The sequence below is a fragment of the Vibrio chagasii genome, from assembly GCA_041879415.1.
Classification (GTDB): Bacteria; Pseudomonadota; Gammaproteobacteria; order Enterobacterales; family Vibrionaceae; genus Vibrio.
Map to the genome: position 1 here is coordinate 847,436 of CP090851.1, position 16,016 is coordinate 863,451.

Below are 16,016 nucleotides of genomic sequence, written 5' to 3' on the forward strand. Positions count from 1 at the left end.
AAGCTCACAAATATGTTTTAGTTTCCGCTTTCTAGCTCTAGTTCTGGTTTTTGCTTTTAGAAGCCAGACTAGTAATTACGAATCGCTGCAAAAGCGCGTTGCAGTTTGTCTGCGTCTTTTTTACCTGGAGCAGATTCAACACCAGAGTTTAGATCTAAGCCTAAGCAGCCCAACTTAGCCGCTTGGTTAGCATTTTCTGGGTTTAGACCGCCTGCCAACATGATCGCACTTTGGTTGTTGATCAGGCTCCAATCGAATGCTTGGCCAGTACCGCCTGTTTGAGAGCCCACTTTAGTATCTAGCAGATGGCGAGTCACGTTGCTTTCCAGTAATTCCGGTAACGCGCTCTCAGCATCGCAAGAAACACCATAAGCTTTCCAAATTTCAACGCTTTCAGGCAGAGATTGTTTTAGCTCATCAACGTACGCTTGAGACTCATCACCGTGCAGTTGTACAGCAAACAAACCGAGCTCTGAAACTGTATTAGCTACGTCCGCAACGCTGTGATTTTGGAACACGCCGACGTAGTTCAAAGGTGCACCGCTCATCGTCAAACGAGCCGCTTCAATATCTACATGACGTTTAGACGCTTCAACGAAAATCAGACCACCGAATACCGCGCCTGCTTGGTACGCTTTTGCTGCATCATCGGAGTGAGTTAAACCACATACCTTGTTTTCGCCAAGCGTTACTTTGCGAACGGCCAGTTCGAGGTTCTTTTCTGCCATAAGAGAGCTACCAATTAGGAAGCCATCGGCAAATGTTGAAAGGTCACGTACTTGCTGGTGTGTGTAGATGCCAGACTCTGAAATTACGATTGCATTAGGTGCTAGTTCACGAAGTAGTGGGGCTAGTTCTTTCGTACGATTCAAATCCGTCGACAGGTCACGCAGGTTACGGTTGTTAATGCCGATCACCTTAGCGTTTAAAGCCACTGCGCGGTGCAGCTCTTCTTCATTGCTGACTTCTGTAAGCACACCCATGTTCAGTGAATGAGCAACCTCAGCAAGTGCTTGGTACTCTTCGTCATTCAACACCGATAGCATCAACAAGATCGCATCTGCTGAGTAGTGACGAGCGAGATAAACTTGGTAGGTATCAACCATGAAGTCTTTACATAGGATCGGCTGCTTAGCGATGCTGCGAACCTTTGGTAAAAACTCAAAGTCACCTTGGAAGTACTTTTCGTCGGTTAACACTGAAATTGCGTTAGCGTGGTTGTTATAAACCGATGCAATGTAGTCCAAGTCAAAGTCGTCACGGATCAAACCTTTCGACGGTGATGCCTTTTTACATTCAGTAATGAAAACCGTTTGTTCACCACTCAGAGCTTCGTAAAAACTGCGGTCTGAGTTGGTTAAAGCGGCTTTGAACTCGTCAAGAGGCTGAGTTTGTTTACGCGCTTCAACCCACTGGTATTTATCACGAACGATTTTTGCTAATACTTCCGCCATTTCAGCTTCTTTAACTGAAACGTGGGTCGACAGTTTATCGGTAGTCTGTGTCATGTTCTTTGTCTCAATTCGTCGTTCGTTAGGCGTGCGCTGCAAGCTTTTGTACAAGCTCGTACGCTTTGCCAGAATTCATCGCATCAATGGCTTGTTGTGCGTTGGCTTTTAGGTCTTCGTGACCAAATAGACGCATCAGTAGAGCAACGTTCACGGCCACTGCGCCAACTTGGGCTTCAGTGCCTTTACCCGTAAGGATATTGGTTGTGATGGCTTTGTTTTCCTCTGGCTCGCCACCCTTGATAGCTTCAAGAGGGTGAGTGTTCAAACCAAAGTCAGCCGGTGTCACGGTGTATTCGTGAATCGCACCATCTTTGATTTCTGCAACCATGGTTTCGCCGTGAATTGCTACCTCATCAAGGCCGCTACCGTGAACAACTGCTGCGCGCTTCATACCCATTTGCAGCATGGTTTCCGCGATAGGGCGCACTAGCTCTTTGCTGTAAACACCCATTAGTTCGATGTTAGGGCGAGCAGGGTTAATCAATGGGCCAAGGATGTTGAAGATGGTACGTGTTTTCATGGTTTGACGAACAGGCATCGCATGACGTACACCACCGTGGTATTGCGGAGCAAATAGGAACGCTACACCTAATTCATCGACAGCAGTTCGAGTGTCTTCTGCCGTCATCGCTAGGTTGATACCAAATGAATCCAGTAGATCAGAAGAGCCTGATTTGCTCGATACACTGCGGTTACCGTGTTTCGCAACTTTTAAACCACAAGCAGCGGCAACAAATGCTGAAGTCGTCGAAATATTAATGGTGTTGTGACCGTCGCCACCGGTACCAACGATGTCTGCAAAGTCGTAATCAGGGCGTGGGAACGGGTTTGCATTAGCAAGCAGTGCTTTCGCAGCGCCGGCTATTTCTTCTGGCGTCTCACCTTTGATTTTCAGAGCAGTCAGTGCAGAAGCCATCAGGATTGGGTCTAGTTCACCCTTAATGATAACGTCGAATAACTGTTGGCTTTCTTCTTGAGTAAGAGACTGCTGTTCGTAAAGTTTATTAATCTGTTCCATGATCGTTTCCTAGTTAGTCTTTTTATCAAGAGTGGCCTTCTTCTCAAGGCAGAGAGGTTTCTCAAGAGCCCATTCGATAGCGTTCGCTAGAAGCGTTGCACCGTAGGTTGTCATAATTGATTCTGGGTGGAATTGGAATCCACATACTTTGTCTTGTTCTTGAACCACAGACATGACCAGACCATCGACTTCAGCCGTTACCGTTAGACTATCAGATACATGCGTAGCAACCAGAGAGTGGTAGCGAGCAATAGCCAGTGGAGAAGGTAAGCCTTGGTAAGTCGCATGATTTTGGTGTTCCATCATCGACACCTTACCATGAATGATTTCGCCTGCGCCTGCAACGGTGCCGCCATAAGCTTCAACGATAGCTTGGTGACCTAAGCAAATACCAATCATTGGCACCTTACCTTTTAGCAGCTGAATCAACTCAGGCATGCAGCCCGCGTCAGCTGGAGCGCCAGGACCTGGTGAAAGCAGGGCAACAGGGTTGTCTAGTTCGTTGATTGCCGCTTCCACAACCTTTGCAGAGATGTTGTTACGGTAAATCTTTACGTTGTGACCCAATGAGCGGAATTGGTCGACAAGGTTGTAAGTGAACGAGTCGAAGTTATCGATGAATACAATATCAGCCATGATTACGACTCCTTCTTGTTAGATATGTTTTTAGTGTGTGCTGCTTGAATTGCTGAGATAACCGCTTGAGCTTTGCCGCGAGTTTCATCCGCTTCTGCTTGTGGGTCTGAATCGAACACCACGCCAGCACCGGCTTGTACTTGTGCCACACCATCTTCAACGTAAGCAGAGCGAATTACGATACAAGTATCCAACGTGCCTTCACCTGTTAGGTAACCTACCGCACCGCCGTAGCTACCACGACGCGTTTTTTCTACATCACGGATAAGCTGCATTGCACGGATTTTTGGTGCGCCTGTTAGCGTGCCCATGTTCATACAAGCTTGGTAAGCATGCAGCGCGTCTAAATCTTCACGCAGCTGACCAACAACACGAGAAACCAAGTGCATTACATGACTGTAGCGGTCGACTTTCAGTAAATCTGCTACGTGGCGAGTGCCTGCTTCGGCAATGCGTGCCACATCGTTACGAGCTAGGTCGACTAGCATCATGTGTTCTGCGTTCTCTTTTTTGTCGGTACGCAGTTCAAGTTCGATACGGCTGTCTAGATCGAAATCGATTTGGCCGTCAGGACGCTTACCACGACGACGAGTACCAGCAATTGGGTAGATCTCAATTTGGTTGGTTTCGGTTTCGTATTTCAGCGCACTTTCTGGAGAAGCGCCGAACAGAGTAAACAGCTCATCTTGCATGTAGAACATGTAAGGGCTTGGGTTGCTTTGTTTAAGTTCTTTGTAAGCGGCTAGTGGAGCAGGGCAAGGAAGCGTGAAGCGGCGTGATGGTACGACTTGGAACACATCGCCTTTTACTACGTACTCTTTTAAGTCACGAACGGTTTGGCAGAAATCTTCATCAGAAACGCTTGGTACTGCTTCCACGTTGTCTAATGGCGTCACTTCCGTGATTGCTTTCAGTGACTGACATTGCGTTTGAATTTCAGCTAAACGCTCGGTTAATTGTGCTTTGATGCTGTCGTCTTGAGCGAATAAGCTTGCGTGAAGCAGGCCTTGGTTTTCTTGGTGGTCGAAGCGAAGCAGGGTTTCAGCGACGTAGAAAACAAAGTCAGGGCAGTTATTGGTTGCTTCAGCATCACCTAGTGGTTCAAAGTTCGCTACGATGTCGTAAGCGAATAGGCCAGCCATAAACAATGCATGTTTGTTATTAGCGTCTTGCTCAAAGCTGTGTTGAACCAAACGCAGTGCATCGAAAGAAGAGGCTTCTCTTAAGCGAGAGTCTTCGTCCAGTTCATTACTAGGCTCCACAAAAGTGAGCGTCAAAACGTTATCAGTAAGGTCAGATTTGATCTCTGCTTTTACGTTTTGAGTTAGGTGTTCGATAAGCGCTTGACCGTTTTTCGTCAGGGCTTGAAAGGTTACTTCATGTTCGCGGCATACAATGCGAACAGCAGAGTCGATAAGGAGTAGGCTTGTCAGGTTCTGTTTAGATTCAATCTCAGCAGATTCCAACAGCAAACTGTCCGTTTTGTTTTCACACAAGGTATGGAAAACACTGGTTGGATCTTGCGAGTAAGGAACTGAAGTATTGATGACCTCAATAGTTCCCAGCTTTTTGATTTCAATGGCCTTGTTCACAAGACCTCCTTTATGATTCTTTAAATTTCCTGCCGTACATAGTCGCATAAAGATACCTTTCACCCAATCTAGAATATGGTCAATTCGATGATTTGTTAGTCAGTTGAATGTGAGATGTTCGACAAATTAAAAAGCCCGCTATGGAAGCGGGCTTAGTGATAACTTTTTTATAAACAAACTGTTTAATTAGAAGTATACGTTAGCCCACCAAGAACTTGTCCAAGTGCGCCACCAATTAAGCTCTGAACTTGCTTCTACTGAAGAAAGTTCTAAAACTTTATCTTTATGGTCTTGGTTAAATTCTTGTAACATGGTGAACCTATCAAATGTGACACTTCGTATTTGTGTACTAGTTAACTAGTTTTCTGCTTGCGGGTCAAGTGTGTTGACACAAATATAACGATAAAAATTGAAAACAATGAAAAAGAATATATGAGAATTGATCTACATAGTCATACAACAGCCTCAGATGGCCGACTTACTCCACCTGAGCTAATTGACCGAGCGCTGAGCTTTAACATCGAAGCGCTAGCGATTACAGATCATGATACGACTGATGGGCTTGCTGAAGCGCGCAACTATATTGCGGATAACAATCTTCCAATTCAGCTGATTAACGGCATCGAAATCTCCACAGTATGGCAAAACAAAGATATCCATATTGTTGGTTTAAACGTTGACCCTGAGTCACCAGAGTTGAAAGCTCTCATTGAGCAACAGAAGCAGCACCGTATTGGCCGTGCAGAACTGATTGCTCAGCGCCTTGAAAAAGCAACGCGTGAAGGGGTGCTTGAAGAGGTGAAGCTGATTGCTGGCGATGCACCGATCACCCGCGCTCACTTTGCTAAATGGTTGGTTGATAACGGCTACGCGAAAACCATGCAGCAAGTATTCAAGAAGTTCCTAACACGTAATACCCCAGGTTATGTGCCGCCAACTTGGTGTTCAATGAGTGATGCTGTCACGGCCATTCACGCCGCAGGTGGACAAGCGGTATTAGCGCACCCAGGCCGATATGGCTTTACCGCTAAGTGGGTTAAGCGTCTATTGACTGCGTTTGTAGAAGCAAAAGGTGACGCGATGGAAGTGGCACAGCCTCAACAAGCACAACAAGAAAGACGCACTCTTGCCGATTATGCTATACAATACAAACTATTAGCCTCCCAAGGCAGTGACTTCCATTATCCATCTCCTTGGATGGAACTTGGACGTAATCTCTGGCTACCTTCTGGGGTCGAAGAAGTATGGAAAGATTGGGAGTTTCAAACAGTTTCACCGTCGGATAACGATGACAGTATCTAGGTGAAGCAGCTCCTTCTGATGATAGAGTCGAGAGATTCGATAACGAGGATCAATAATGAGCCAGTTTTTTTATGTACACCCAGATAACCCACAAGCACGTTTAATCAACCAAGCGGTTGCGATTGTTCGTAACGGCGGTGTAGTGGTTTATCCAACCGACTCAGGCTATGCGCTGGGTTGTCAGCTTGAGAACAAACAAGCACTAGAACGTATTTGTAAGATTCGTCGTATCGACGACAAGCATAACTTCACTTTGTTATGCCGTGACTTGTCTGAACTGTCACTGTATGCCCGAGTAGATAACGTTGCTTTTCGTCTGCTGAAGGCTCATACGCCAGGTGCTTACACGTTTATTTTTAAAGCGACCAAAGAAGTGCCAAAGCGTTTGATGAACGCGAAACGTAAAACCATTGGTATTCGTGTGCCAGACAACAAGATCGCTTTAGACCTGTTAGAAGCGATGGGTGAGCCATTGATGTCTACGTCTCTTATCTTACCGGGTAATGAGACAACAGAGTCGGATCCAGAAGAAATTCGTGACAGCTTAGAACATGCTGTTGATGTTATTTTGAATGGTGGCTACTTAGGTGAACAACCGACCACTGTGATTGACTTCAGCGACGATGATGCTGTCATTCTACGCCGTGGTGCCGGTGATCCAGCGCCGTTTGAATAATCGCATTACTGGTTAACAGTCTGTAACGATACAGAGCGCCTACCATAAGTAAATAACAAGTGCTTTTTGGTAGGTAATTTGCGATAATACGCGACCGCGATTTGGTCGCGAAAAATTCATTCGACGTCTGTGAAGACGACAATTAGGTAGAAAAGAGTAAATGAGCGAAAAATTACAGAAGGTTTTAGCGCGAGCTGGTCACGGTTCTCGTCGTGAACTAGAAGGTTTAATCAAATCTGGCCGTGTAAGTGTTAACGGGCAAGTTGCGAAACTGGGCGAGCGTCTTGAAGACGAAAACTCAGTGATCCGTATCGATGGCCATACTGTTTCAGGTAAAGCGTCTGAAGAAGTGGTTTGTCGTGTACTTGCTTACTACAAGCCTGAAGGTGAGCTATGTACTCGTCATGATCCTGAAGGTCGTCGCACAGTTTTCGATCGTCTACCTAAGATCCGTGGTTCTCGTTGGATTTCGGTTGGTCGTCTTGATGCGAACACGTCTGGTCTTTTGCTTTTCACCACCGATGGTGAACTTGCAAACCGGCTAATGCACCCAAGCCGTCAGGTTGAGCGTGAATACCTAGTACGTGTATTTGGTGAAGTTACTGAGCAGAAGGTTAAGAACCTTGTGCGCGGTGTTGAACTAGAAGACGGCATGGCTCGTTTCGAAGATGTGGTTTACGCTGGTGGTGAAGGTATGAACCATACTTTCTACGTAGCGATTAACGAAGGTCGTAACCGTGAGGTTCGTCGTCTTTGGGAATCACAAGAAACAACAGTAAGCCGCCTGAAACGTGTACGTTACGGTGATATCTACCTTGATAAGAAACTGCCTCGTGGCGGTTGGAAAGAGCTAGATCTTCAAGAAGTAAACTACCTGCGTGAGCTTGTAGAACTTAAGCCTGAGAAAGAGACGCTGTTGGACCTTGATCCTTCAAACACTTCTCGCAAGCGTGAGCGTTCTCGTAGCCAGAAAATTCGTCGCGCTGTTAAGCGTCACGAAGAGCGCGCAAATGCGCCAAAAGGCCGTAGCAACCAGGCTAAACGCAAGAAGCCAGCTACTCGTGGTACTACAACACCTGATTCAGGTCGCAGTGCTCCAGCAGCGAAAGGCAAGCCTCAAGCGAACAAAAGCAAGCCAAAGACAAACAACGGTCGTCCGGCTAAACCAGCTAAGCCAAGAACTCGTCAGTAATGATGTAAGTTCTCAAGCTTATAGCTTTATTGTCTTAAAGCACTGAATACTAAAAAACCTGCTCATTGAGCAGGTTTTTTTACGTCTGAAGAAATAGAAGATGAGGGATGCGAGTAATCGAGTAACGAAAATATGCTGCCATAAACGACAGTATGCGTGTTTTTTGCATCTCTTATCCCGTTTACACGCATCTATAATCTGTTCGTATCTCGTATCTCGTATCTCGTATCTTCTACTTATGATTCGAAAAGTTGTCACCCTTCGCCAAGCGATCGTAAAGCACCACGTTCACAGATGCTGCGAGGTTCATGCAGCCATTGGTTGGAACGTAAATCGTGTCTCGGCAGAAATCAGTGATCTCTTTCTTTAGCGTGCCATCTTCAGGACCAAAAATGTAAAACGCGCGCGGTGGGTGTTTGTAATCAGGTAGAGGCTTCGCACCTTCAATCAGATCAACGGCCACAGGCACGCAGCCGACTGGAATAATGTCTTTCAGCTCTTCAACGCCAATCAGTGGCAGCTCTAAGTGCTTCTCTTTGGTATCGGTATGGAATTTTCGCGCATGATCGTAGCGTGTGCCTGTATAGAACACAGAGTTAGCGCCGTAGCAGCCAGCCGCTCGCATTACAGAGCCTACGTTTTCAGGTGTCTTTGGGTTAACTAGGCCAATGCAGGCATAGCCTTTAGATTGTGTATCTGTTTTTGCTTTGGTCATATCAGTGAATATAAAGTTGATAATGAAAGAGAGCTCTCATGCAGGTACGTAGCGTGATAAAAATAGCCGAGCAAGTGGCTCGGCTAGATTTTTAACTCGTTTACATGAGTGCTTGTGTACTCATGAAGTTGAGCGTCAGCAGTCGAATTAGTCGCGCTTCCACAGCATGTGACAGAACTTATGCTCTGGGTCACGGCTGATTAGCATACGAGCAAATACGTCGTCTAGAACGTCATCAGCTTCATTCACAAGACCAATGCGCACTTCTGCGTAGATTTCTTTGTCGACTTCAAAGCCAACATGTTCAACCCAATCATCACCTGTTTCAACAAGCTCTGCAGCGCCACGGTCTTCAAACTGAGCCGTGAATAGAATCACATCTGCAGGTTCAAGGTTATCGGGTGCCATCTCTAGGAAGATGTCGTATGCAGTATCAATTGCGTCGTCATAAGACATTAGGTCGTTAGCTTCGGTCATAATAAATATCTTAGCTTGCGCGGTTCATGTATTTACGTTCAGCAGTGTTTACTACTACTTTGTCGCCAGTCGCGATGTACTCAGGCACTTGGATAGTAAGACCTGTAGAAAGACGAGCAGGCTTAGTACGAGCAGACGCCGATGCACCTTTGATTGAAGGGTCAGTTTCTTCAATAACTAGCTCAACAGATGTTGGTAGCTCAAGTGTTGCAGCGTTGCCGTCGATAAGGATAGCGTACATGCCTTGAGTGTCTTCGTTGATGAACAGTAGTTCGTCTTCGATAGTTTCACCGTTGAAGATGAATTGTGTGTAATCTTCGTTGTCCATGAAGATGTACTCGTTGCCATCAACGTAAGAGAACATTACTGCACGTTTAGTTACGTCGATAGTTTCAACGATTTCGTCAGCCTTGTGGCGAACTTCAGTTTTCACGCCAGTTGCTACGTCGTTACCACGGAAACGGTAAATCTTTTGACCGCCGCGGCCACCTGGTGTTGTTACTTCGATATCTTTAACAATGACTGTTTTGCTTTCTACAGTGATAGCAAAACCTTTTTTAATTTCACTTGCTCTAGGCATTTTGTGTTTGTCCTTAGTGGGTCTATCCACTGATTATATCTCGGAGATGCTATAAATAGGAATAGCTTGAATCATAAAGTCACCTAAGCGATCATAGAGTCACAGTTAAATCATGATTTTATTTGCCGAAACGACCTATGCAGTTACCTGTTATTGACCCTACACAGCCTTTTCAACCTGAATTCCAACCTGTGGTTAACGATCTGATTACCTTCTTAAAAGGTGGGCTAGGTTCTAATCTTCACAGTGTCTATATTTATGGCAGTGTTGCTCGTAAGCAAGCCGTAGCTGGTCGCTCGAATCTTGATGTGGTTGTGGTGACACACCGTCCGTTCCCTGATCAGCGAACCACGTTGTTAAACACTATTAAATGGCGTTTTCAAAAGAGCTTTCCTCAAGTCACTCAGGTGGCAATAAAAACCACTTTGGTGAGTGACGTTGTCGACTTCGATAACATTTTCACGTGGGGCTTTATGCTCAAGCACCTATCGGTTTGTGTATACGGTGAAGATCTCTCAGATTGTTATGGTGATTTCGAAACCAGTTGGGAAATTGCCAAACATTGGAATATGGACGTTGAAAATTGGTTAGCGGTATATCGAAACAAAATTGCACGATCAGCAACGCCTGAGCAGCAAGTCGCAGCGCAAGTGATCATCGCTAAGAAACTGCTGCGAGCGAGTTACTCTTTGGTGATGTACCGTGACAAGTCTTGGTTCGATAATCCTGTCGAGTGTGGTCAGCAGTTCCTGAAATATCATCCAGACAGAGAAGTCGAAATTCAAAGACTGGGTATTTTACTTTCAGGTAGACCGATTCCGAAACGTTCAGTGATCGGCATTCTGGATGGGTTTGGGGAATGGCTGGTTAAGCAGTACCAGAAAACTGAATTTCGAATAGGGTAAAGCTTCATACTCTACAGAGATAAAAAAAGCAGAGCGAATTGAACATTCCTCTGCTTTTTTTGTTCTGATTAAACTCAGACAAGAATCTTAGAATAATCCTAATTGCTGCCCGCTAACTCTTTCAAAATCTAATCCAATAAAAGGTAAAATCGCTTCAGCCACCGGCTTAATCTGCTTATCGATGTAATGCTGATAATCGATACCACTCTTCAAATACTCTTTAGGCTCTGGGCCATTCAAGGTAATTAAGTATTCAATACGTCCTTTGTTTTGGTATTGAAGTGGGCGTCCTAATTTTGCATTGACCTCATCTGCCATTCTAGCCGCCCGAACTTGTGGCGGAATGTTCTTTTGATACTCATGCAGCTTGCGACGCAAACGCTTTTGGTAAACCAGCAAATCGTCATGTTTACCTGCTGAAGTTTCATCAACAAACTGCCTGACGTAGTCGGTCGGATCTTGGTCGTGGAATACCATTTCATACAAGGTTTGTTGGAACTGTTGTGCCAGTGGTGTCCAATCTGTTCGTGCACTTTCGAGTCCTTTGAAAATGATCTTCTCTTGGTCACCATGATTGATTAAACCTGCGTAGCGCTTCTTCGAACCAGTTTCCGAACCACGAATGGTTGGCATCAGGAATTTGCGATAGTGGGTCTCGTATTCTAGTTCAAGAATTGAGGTCAGGTTATAGGTCTCTTTCAGGTGTTCAGTCCACCAGTTGTTAATATAAGCCACCAGTTGATGGCCAATCTCGTCGGCTTGCTCTTGGTCATAACTGCCATTGAGGGATACGAAGGTCGAATCGGTATCCCCATAAATCACTTGGTAGCCCTTGTCTTCGATCAGAACCTTGGTTTGCTTCATGATCTCATGACCACGCATCGTGATTGATGACGCCAACCGAGTATCAAAGAAGCGGCAACCAGATGAACCTAACACGCCATAGAAAGAGTTCATGATGATCTTAATGGCTTGAGAGAAGGCTTTTTCGTTGTTCTTCTTTGCAACGTCACGTGCAGCCCAAAGGTTTTCGATCATCTCTGGTAAGAAGTGTTTGGTCCGGTGAAATTGCCCACCGCGAAAACCATCAACGGCTTGGTCTTCTGCAGGGCCGATGTCCAGTTTTAACCCTTCGATTAGCCCCATAGGGTCAATCAAAAATGAACGAATGATGGACGGGTATAGGCTCTTGAAATCGAGAACTAATACCGAGTCATAAAGATTAGGGATGGAGTCCATCACGTAGCCACCGGGGCTAGCAATCCAGTTCTCAGGCTCTAGGTTAGGGGCAACATAGCCTGCTCTGTGTATCTGAGGTAAATATAAATTGGTAAAGGCTGCAACAGAGCCGCCAACACGGTCTAGCTCAACTCCGGTCAAGCGAGAGCGCTCAATAACAAAATCGAGTAGGTGGGTGTGTTCGAAGATTCGATTTACCAACACACAGTCTTGCAGGTTGTACTTAGCCAATGAAGGCTTATCGAACTTGAACATTCGATTAATTTCATCCATGCGATCATGGACGTTATGGATATCTTTACCTTCACCAAGCAGTTCCCGTGAAACCGACTCAAGCGACCAGGAACGAAAGTGATAGGTGGCTGTCTTCAACATATCGATACCATCCAAAACGACACGCCCGGGAATGGTTATGAAGCCTTGTTGGCTTTGTGCAGAGCTACGGAAGAAGCTAGGTTGATTATCTCGACCAATATTGAGCTTAACTTCATTCCATTCCGCCCGTTTGTGCAAGAGCCTGAAATCGAAGTCGATGACGTTCCAGCCAATGATGATGTCTGGGTCAAATTCAGAGAACCATGCGATCATCGCTTCAAGCAGGGCTTTTTCATTCGCGACCCATTGGATATTGGTTTCTGCTTGTTGTGGCTCGCCAATCATAATCACTCGGCTATCCATTGGACTGTCTAATCCAATGGAGTAGAGCACGCCTTTCTCTGAACATTCAATATCCAGAGAAACCATCGATAATGTTGGTAAGTAATTGCCTGCTCTGCACTTGGCATTGGAGACTCGACGATGCTGATTCTTTTGTACAGCCGTGCCAGTAAACTCGATACTTCCTTTGATAAAACGTTCCATTAGGAATCGATCCGCAAGGCGAATATCGCTCTCAAAAGTCTGGATTTCTTCATTGTTGAAGGCTTGTGATAATCCAAAGCTGCTTCTCGATAGTGTTGTATAACAAGCTGCGAGAGGGGTTTGCTCGAAAGTTGCGAGCTCAAGAGGTTTAAACTGGCACTCAATGGACTCTTTGGCCGCAATCGACTCGCAAGCGGGTACATCAGATTGAGCGACAAAAAACACTGGCTTTTCGTTTTGAATAGTCAGAAGAGTAGGGCCTTCCGGTGTGTTTAACCACAAGTCGATCTGTGTGCGCCCTGAAAAATCTCTCGCCTGTCTTGTAAGTACAAAGCCTTGCTGAATATCCAATGTAATAACCTATTGATACGGGGGAGTGAATACTACCATCTAGCGCCAGATTACGCACAATAGGCTGCAAAGATAGTCATTAAATACTCGTTAGTAGCAGTAAATAACGGGACTCTGTAAGCAAAAAAGTGAAATTGTCGAGAATGGCCATTTAATGGTATTGAAAATATCTTTATCTTATGTAATTTTATTGGGTGTTGTTTTAACTAGTTGATTTTTAGTGAAAGCTTGTGTTTTTAGCGTACCTTTTTATAAATAAGTACTTGCTAAAGTTAGTGTTTCAGCACATATTCAACAGAGCTTTTCTTTAGTAATTAAGTTAAGATGTACTCAATGCTGCGATCCACTGTTCCTTTGTCCGATTGTTTCAAACAGATGAAACGACACAGTGGTTGCAGAGCCAATTAATAGTGTGGAGATACAAGTTTGATAAATGTTTTCCTTGTAGATGATCACGAGCTGGTTCGCACAGGGATACGACGTATTATTGAAGACGTCCGTGGAATGAACGTAGCAGGGGAAGCTGAAAGCGGTGAAGATGCTGCAAAATGGTGTCGTACAAACAATACTGACGTTATTTTGATGGATATGAATATGCCTGGTATTGGTGGCTTAGAAGCAACCAAGAAAATCTTGCGTTTCAACCCTGATGTTAAAATCATCGTTTTAACTGTTCATACGGAAAATCCGTTTCCAACTAAAGTGATGCAAGCTGGAGCTGCTGGTTACCTTACTAAAGGGGCAGGTCCGGATGAAATGGTCAATGCAATTCGTGTGGTCAACAGCGGCCAACGATACATTTCACCAGAAATTGCGCAGCAGATGGCTTTGAGCCAATTCTCGCCTGCGTCTGAAAATCCATTCGCAGACTTATCTGAACGTGAACTTCAAATCATGATGATGATTACCAAAGGTCAGAAAGTGACGGATATTTCAGAACAACTCAATCTAAGTCCTAAGACAGTGAATAGTTACCGCTACCGTTTGTTCAGCAAACTGGATATCAGTGGCGATGTAGAGCTAACGCACTTAGCGATTAGACATGGAATGTTAGATACTGAGACCCTTTAACACTGAGATCGTATAGTGACCAACTTGTTTGACTCAGTCTCATTCCTCAAGACAGTAACCGAGCAGCCCGGCGTTTATAGAATGTATAACGCTGAGGCTGTCGTTATTTACGTCGGTAAAGCAAAGAACCTCAAAAAACGCCTTTCTAGTTATTTCCGTAAAAAAGTCGACAGTGAAAAAACGCGCGCTTTAGTCAGCAACATTGACAAGATCGATGTCACTGTAACGCATACGGAAACCGAAGCTCTTATCCTTGAGCATAACTACATCAAGCAGTATCTGCCAAAATACAACGTGCTCCTGCGTGATGATAAGTCGTACCCTTATATTTTTATTAGTGGTCACAAGCATCCTCGTTTATCGATGCATCGTGGAGCTAAAAAGAAAAAAGGTGAATACTTTGGTCCTTACCCTGACTCCGGCGCTGTGCGTGAGACGCTACACCTAATCCAAAAGATTTTCCCTGCTAGACAGTGTGAAGACACGGTTTATGCCAACAGAACTCGTCCTTGCTTGATGTATCAGATTGGTCGTTGCGCTGCGCCATGTGTCAGCTCAATCATTTCTGATGAAGAGTACAGCGAACTGGTCGACTATGTTCGTTTGTTCCTGCAAGGAAAAGATAAGTTAGTGCTTGAAACGCTTATCGAGAAGATGGACACAGCAAGCCGTGAGCTGCGCTTTGAGCAAGCTGCGACTTTCCGTGATCAGATCCAAGCGATTCGACGAGTACAAGAGCAGCAATATGTATCTGACGATTCCATGGAAGATATGGATGTGTTGGGCTTTGCTCAAGAGAATGGCGTGGCGTGTATTCATATTTTGATGATTCGCCAAGGTAAAGTCTTGGGCAGTCGAAGTCATTTTCCTAAGATCCCAAACAATACAGTGCGTGAAGAGGTTTTCTCTAGCTTCTTAAGCCAGTATTACTTAGCGCACAATGAAGCGAGGACTATTCCAACTCGTTTGATTCTGAACGCTGATTTGATGGAAGACGTCACTCCTATTCAAGAAGCCTTATGTGAAGTAGCGGGTCGCAAGATCCACTTCAATACTAATCCTTCTGGTGTTCGTGGCCGCTACCTTAAGCTATCGAATACCAATGCGTTAACGGCGATTACCACTAAGATTAATCACAAGATGACGATTAATCAGCGTTTCAAAGAGCTTCAAGAAGTGCTGTCGATGGATGCGATTAAGCGCATGGAATGTTTCGATATCAGTCATACCATGGGTGAAAGTACGATTGCGTCTTGTGTGGTGTTCAACCAAGAAGGCCCTGTTAAGCCTGAGTATCGTCGTTACAACATCACAGGCATTACCGGTGGTGATGACTATGCAGCAATGGCTCAGGCGCTTGAGAGGCGTTATTCGAAGCAGCTTGATGTTGATAAAATCCCAGACATTATCTTTATCGATGGTGGTAAAGGTCAGCTTAATCGCGCTCATGAGATTATCTCTCAATATTGGGGGGATTGGCCGTTCAGACCGAGAATGATGGGTATTGCCAAAGGCGTGACGCGTAAACCTGGTTTAGAAACTCTCATTACCCTTGAAGGTGAAGAGTTTAATTTGCCAAGTGATGCACCAGCCTTGCACCTTATTCAACATATTCGTGATGAGAGCCATAATCATGCGATTGCAGGGCATAGAGCGAAGCGCGGTAAAACGCGTCGAACCAGTGCCTTGGAAGGAATTGAAGGGATAGGACCGAAGCGTCGCCAAGCTTTGTTGAAATACATGGGGGGCTTACAAGAACTCAAGCGTGCAACTGTTGAAGAAATAGCCAAAGTGCCGGGCATTAGTCATTCTTTGGCAGAAAACATTTATCAAGCATTGAAACAATAGTAAAAATCCCGCACCATTAAAGCGCAATTAATAAGAGCCCAA

General features: G+C 45.1%; 15 protein-coding genes and 1 other annotated feature. Of the genes, 6 read left to right on the forward strand and 9 right to left on the reverse strand.

Annotated elements, in window-relative coordinates; all coding sequences use genetic code 11:
- Nucleotides 1-68: 68 nt before the first annotated feature.
- From trpCF to L0991_03835, 5 genes are all read right to left on the reverse strand, one after another.
- Nucleotides 69-1,508 (reverse strand): bifunctional indole-3-glycerol-phosphate synthase TrpC/phosphoribosylanthranilate isomerase TrpF, encoded by a 1,440-nt coding sequence (gene trpCF / locus L0991_03815; GenBank protein ID XGB63202.1) that lies wholly within the window; start codon nucleotides 1,506-1,508, stop codon nucleotides 69-71.
- Between the two features lie 25 nt (nucleotides 1,509-1,533).
- Nucleotides 1,534-2,529 carry an anthranilate phosphoribosyltransferase gene (gene trpD, locus L0991_03820; protein ID XGB63203.1) on the reverse strand — a complete coding sequence of 332 codons (996 nt, stop codon included), beginning with the start codon at nucleotides 2,527-2,529 and terminating at the stop codon, nucleotides 1,534-1,536.
- Between the two features lie 9 nt (nucleotides 2,530-2,538).
- Nucleotides 2,539-3,165: an aminodeoxychorismate/anthranilate synthase component II gene (locus L0991_03825; protein ID XGB63204.1), complete on the reverse strand. Its 627-nt coding sequence runs from the start codon at nucleotides 3,163-3,165 to the stop codon at nucleotides 2,539-2,541.
- A 2-nt stretch (nucleotides 3,166-3,167) separates the two neighbouring features.
- Nucleotides 3,168-4,757 carry an anthranilate synthase component 1 gene (locus L0991_03830; protein XGB63205.1) on the reverse strand — a complete coding sequence of 530 codons (1,590 nt, stop codon included), beginning with the start codon at nucleotides 4,755-4,757 and terminating at the stop codon, nucleotides 3,168-3,170.
- A 125-nt stretch (nucleotides 4,758-4,882) separates the two neighbouring features.
- Nucleotides 4,883-4,997 (reverse strand) — a sequence feature (Trp leader region).
- Entirely contained in the window at nucleotides 4,944-5,069 is a 126-nt protein-coding gene (locus tag L0991_03835; GenBank protein XGB63206.1) for a Trp operon leader peptide, read from the reverse strand. (Overlaps the previous feature by 54 nt.)
- A 120-nt stretch (nucleotides 5,070-5,189) precedes the next feature.
- Here L0991_03835 and L0991_03840 point away from each other — a divergent pair, with 120 nt between their 5' ends.
- The 3 genes from L0991_03840 (at nucleotide 5,190) to rluB (ending at nucleotide 7,927) form a co-directional block, all read left to right on the forward strand.
- The gene (locus tag L0991_03840) at nucleotides 5,190-6,059 is read left to right on the forward strand and encodes a PHP domain-containing protein (GenBank protein ID XGB63207.1); all 870 of its coding nucleotides are present in this window, start codon (nucleotides 5,190-5,192) and stop codon (nucleotides 6,057-6,059) included.
- 55 nt (nucleotides 6,060-6,114) lie between these two features.
- A complete protein-coding gene (locus L0991_03845) occupies nucleotides 6,115-6,735 on the forward strand; it encodes a threonylcarbamoyl-AMP synthase (protein XGB63208.1) in 621 nt (206 codons plus the stop codon).
- A 160-nt stretch (nucleotides 6,736-6,895) separates the two neighbouring features.
- Nucleotides 6,896-7,927: a 23S rRNA pseudouridine(2605) synthase RluB gene (gene rluB / locus L0991_03850; protein XGB63209.1), complete on the forward strand. Its 1,032-nt coding sequence runs from the start codon at nucleotides 6,896-6,898 to the stop codon at nucleotides 7,925-7,927.
- Nucleotides 7,928-8,159: 232 nt separating this feature from the next.
- Here the strand turns inward: rluB and L0991_03855 are convergent, their stop codons facing one another.
- From L0991_03855 to yeiP, 3 genes are all read right to left on the reverse strand, one after another.
- On the reverse strand, nucleotides 8,160-8,642 hold the full coding sequence (locus L0991_03855) for an RNA methyltransferase (protein XGB63210.1): 483 nt from the start codon (nucleotides 8,640-8,642) through the stop codon (nucleotides 8,160-8,162).
- 147 nt (nucleotides 8,643-8,789) lie between these two features.
- Nucleotides 8,790-9,119, reverse strand: a complete 330-nt coding sequence (locus L0991_03860) for an HI1450 family dsDNA-mimic protein (protein ID XGB63211.1) — start codon at nucleotides 9,117-9,119, stop codon at nucleotides 8,790-8,792.
- Nucleotides 9,120-9,129: 10 nt separating this feature from the next.
- The gene (yeiP, locus tag L0991_03865) at nucleotides 9,130-9,699 is read right to left on the reverse strand and encodes an elongation factor P-like protein YeiP (protein ID XGB63212.1); all 570 of its coding nucleotides are present in this window, start codon (nucleotides 9,697-9,699) and stop codon (nucleotides 9,130-9,132) included.
- A gap of 137 nt (nucleotides 9,700-9,836) precedes the next feature.
- On the opposite strand from yeiP, the gene L0991_03870 reads away from it, so the two are divergent.
- Nucleotides 9,837-10,604, forward strand: coding sequence for a nucleotidyltransferase domain-containing protein (locus tag L0991_03870; GenBank protein XGB63213.1), 768 nt, complete (start codon nucleotides 9,837-9,839; stop codon nucleotides 10,602-10,604).
- 87 nt (nucleotides 10,605-10,691) lie between these two features.
- Here L0991_03870 and L0991_03875 read toward each other — a convergent pair whose 3' ends face one another.
- Nucleotides 10,692-13,055: a DNA polymerase II gene (locus L0991_03875; protein ID XGB63214.1), complete on the reverse strand. Its 2,364-nt coding sequence runs from the start codon at nucleotides 13,053-13,055 to the stop codon at nucleotides 10,692-10,694.
- Nucleotides 13,056-13,481: 426 nt separating this feature from the next.
- Between L0991_03875 and uvrY the strand changes: the two genes are divergently transcribed.
- The gene (gene uvrY, locus L0991_03880) at nucleotides 13,482-14,126 is read left to right on the forward strand and encodes a UvrY/SirA/GacA family response regulator transcription factor (protein XGB63215.1); all 645 of its coding nucleotides are present in this window, start codon (nucleotides 13,482-13,484) and stop codon (nucleotides 14,124-14,126) included.
- 81 nt (nucleotides 14,127-14,207) lie between these two features.
- The gene (uvrC, locus tag L0991_03885) at nucleotides 14,208-15,974 is read left to right on the forward strand and encodes an excinuclease ABC subunit UvrC (GenBank protein ID XGB63216.1); all 1,767 of its coding nucleotides are present in this window, start codon (nucleotides 14,208-14,210) and stop codon (nucleotides 15,972-15,974) included.
- The last annotated feature ends 42 nt before the right edge of the window (nucleotides 15,975-16,016 follow it).

What these genes read in the sequence shown, in the direction of transcription:
- trpCF (XGB63202.1), bottom strand. Translation starts at nt 1,508, where the DNA reads ATGACACAGACTACCGATAAACTGTCGACCCACGTTTCAGTTAAAGAA.
- trpD (XGB63203.1), bottom strand. Translation starts at nt 2,529, where the DNA reads ATGGAACAGATTAATAAACTTTACGAACAGCAGTCTCTTACTCAAGAA.
- L0991_03825 (XGB63204.1), bottom strand. Translation starts at nt 3,165, where the DNA reads ATGGCTGATATTGTATTCATCGATAACTTCGACTCGTTCACTTACAAC.
- L0991_03835 (XGB63206.1), bottom strand. Translation starts at nt 5,069, where the DNA reads ATGTTACAAGAATTTAACCAAGACCATAAAGATAAAGTTTTAGAACTT.
- L0991_03840 (XGB63207.1), top strand. Translation starts at nt 5,190, where the DNA reads ATGAGAATTGATCTACATAGTCATACAACAGCCTCAGATGGCCGACTT.
- L0991_03845 (XGB63208.1), top strand. Translation starts at nt 6,115, where the DNA reads ATGAGCCAGTTTTTTTATGTACACCCAGATAACCCACAAGCACGTTTA.
- rluB (XGB63209.1), top strand. Translation starts at nt 6,896, where the DNA reads ATGAGCGAAAAATTACAGAAGGTTTTAGCGCGAGCTGGTCACGGTTCT.
- L0991_03855 (XGB63210.1), bottom strand. Translation starts at nt 8,642, where the DNA reads ATGACCAAAGCAAAAACAGATACACAATCTAAAGGCTATGCCTGCATT.
- L0991_03860 (XGB63211.1), bottom strand. Translation starts at nt 9,119, where the DNA reads ATGACCGAAGCTAACGACCTAATGTCTTATGACGACGCAATTGATACT.
- yeiP (XGB63212.1), bottom strand. Translation starts at nt 9,699, where the DNA reads ATGCCTAGAGCAAGTGAAATTAAAAAAGGTTTTGCTATCACTGTAGAA.
- L0991_03870 (XGB63213.1), top strand. Translation starts at nt 9,837, where the DNA reads ATGCAGTTACCTGTTATTGACCCTACACAGCCTTTTCAACCTGAATTC.
- uvrC (XGB63216.1), top strand. Translation starts at nt 14,208, where the DNA reads ATGTATAACGCTGAGGCTGTCGTTATTTACGTCGGTAAAGCAAAGAAC.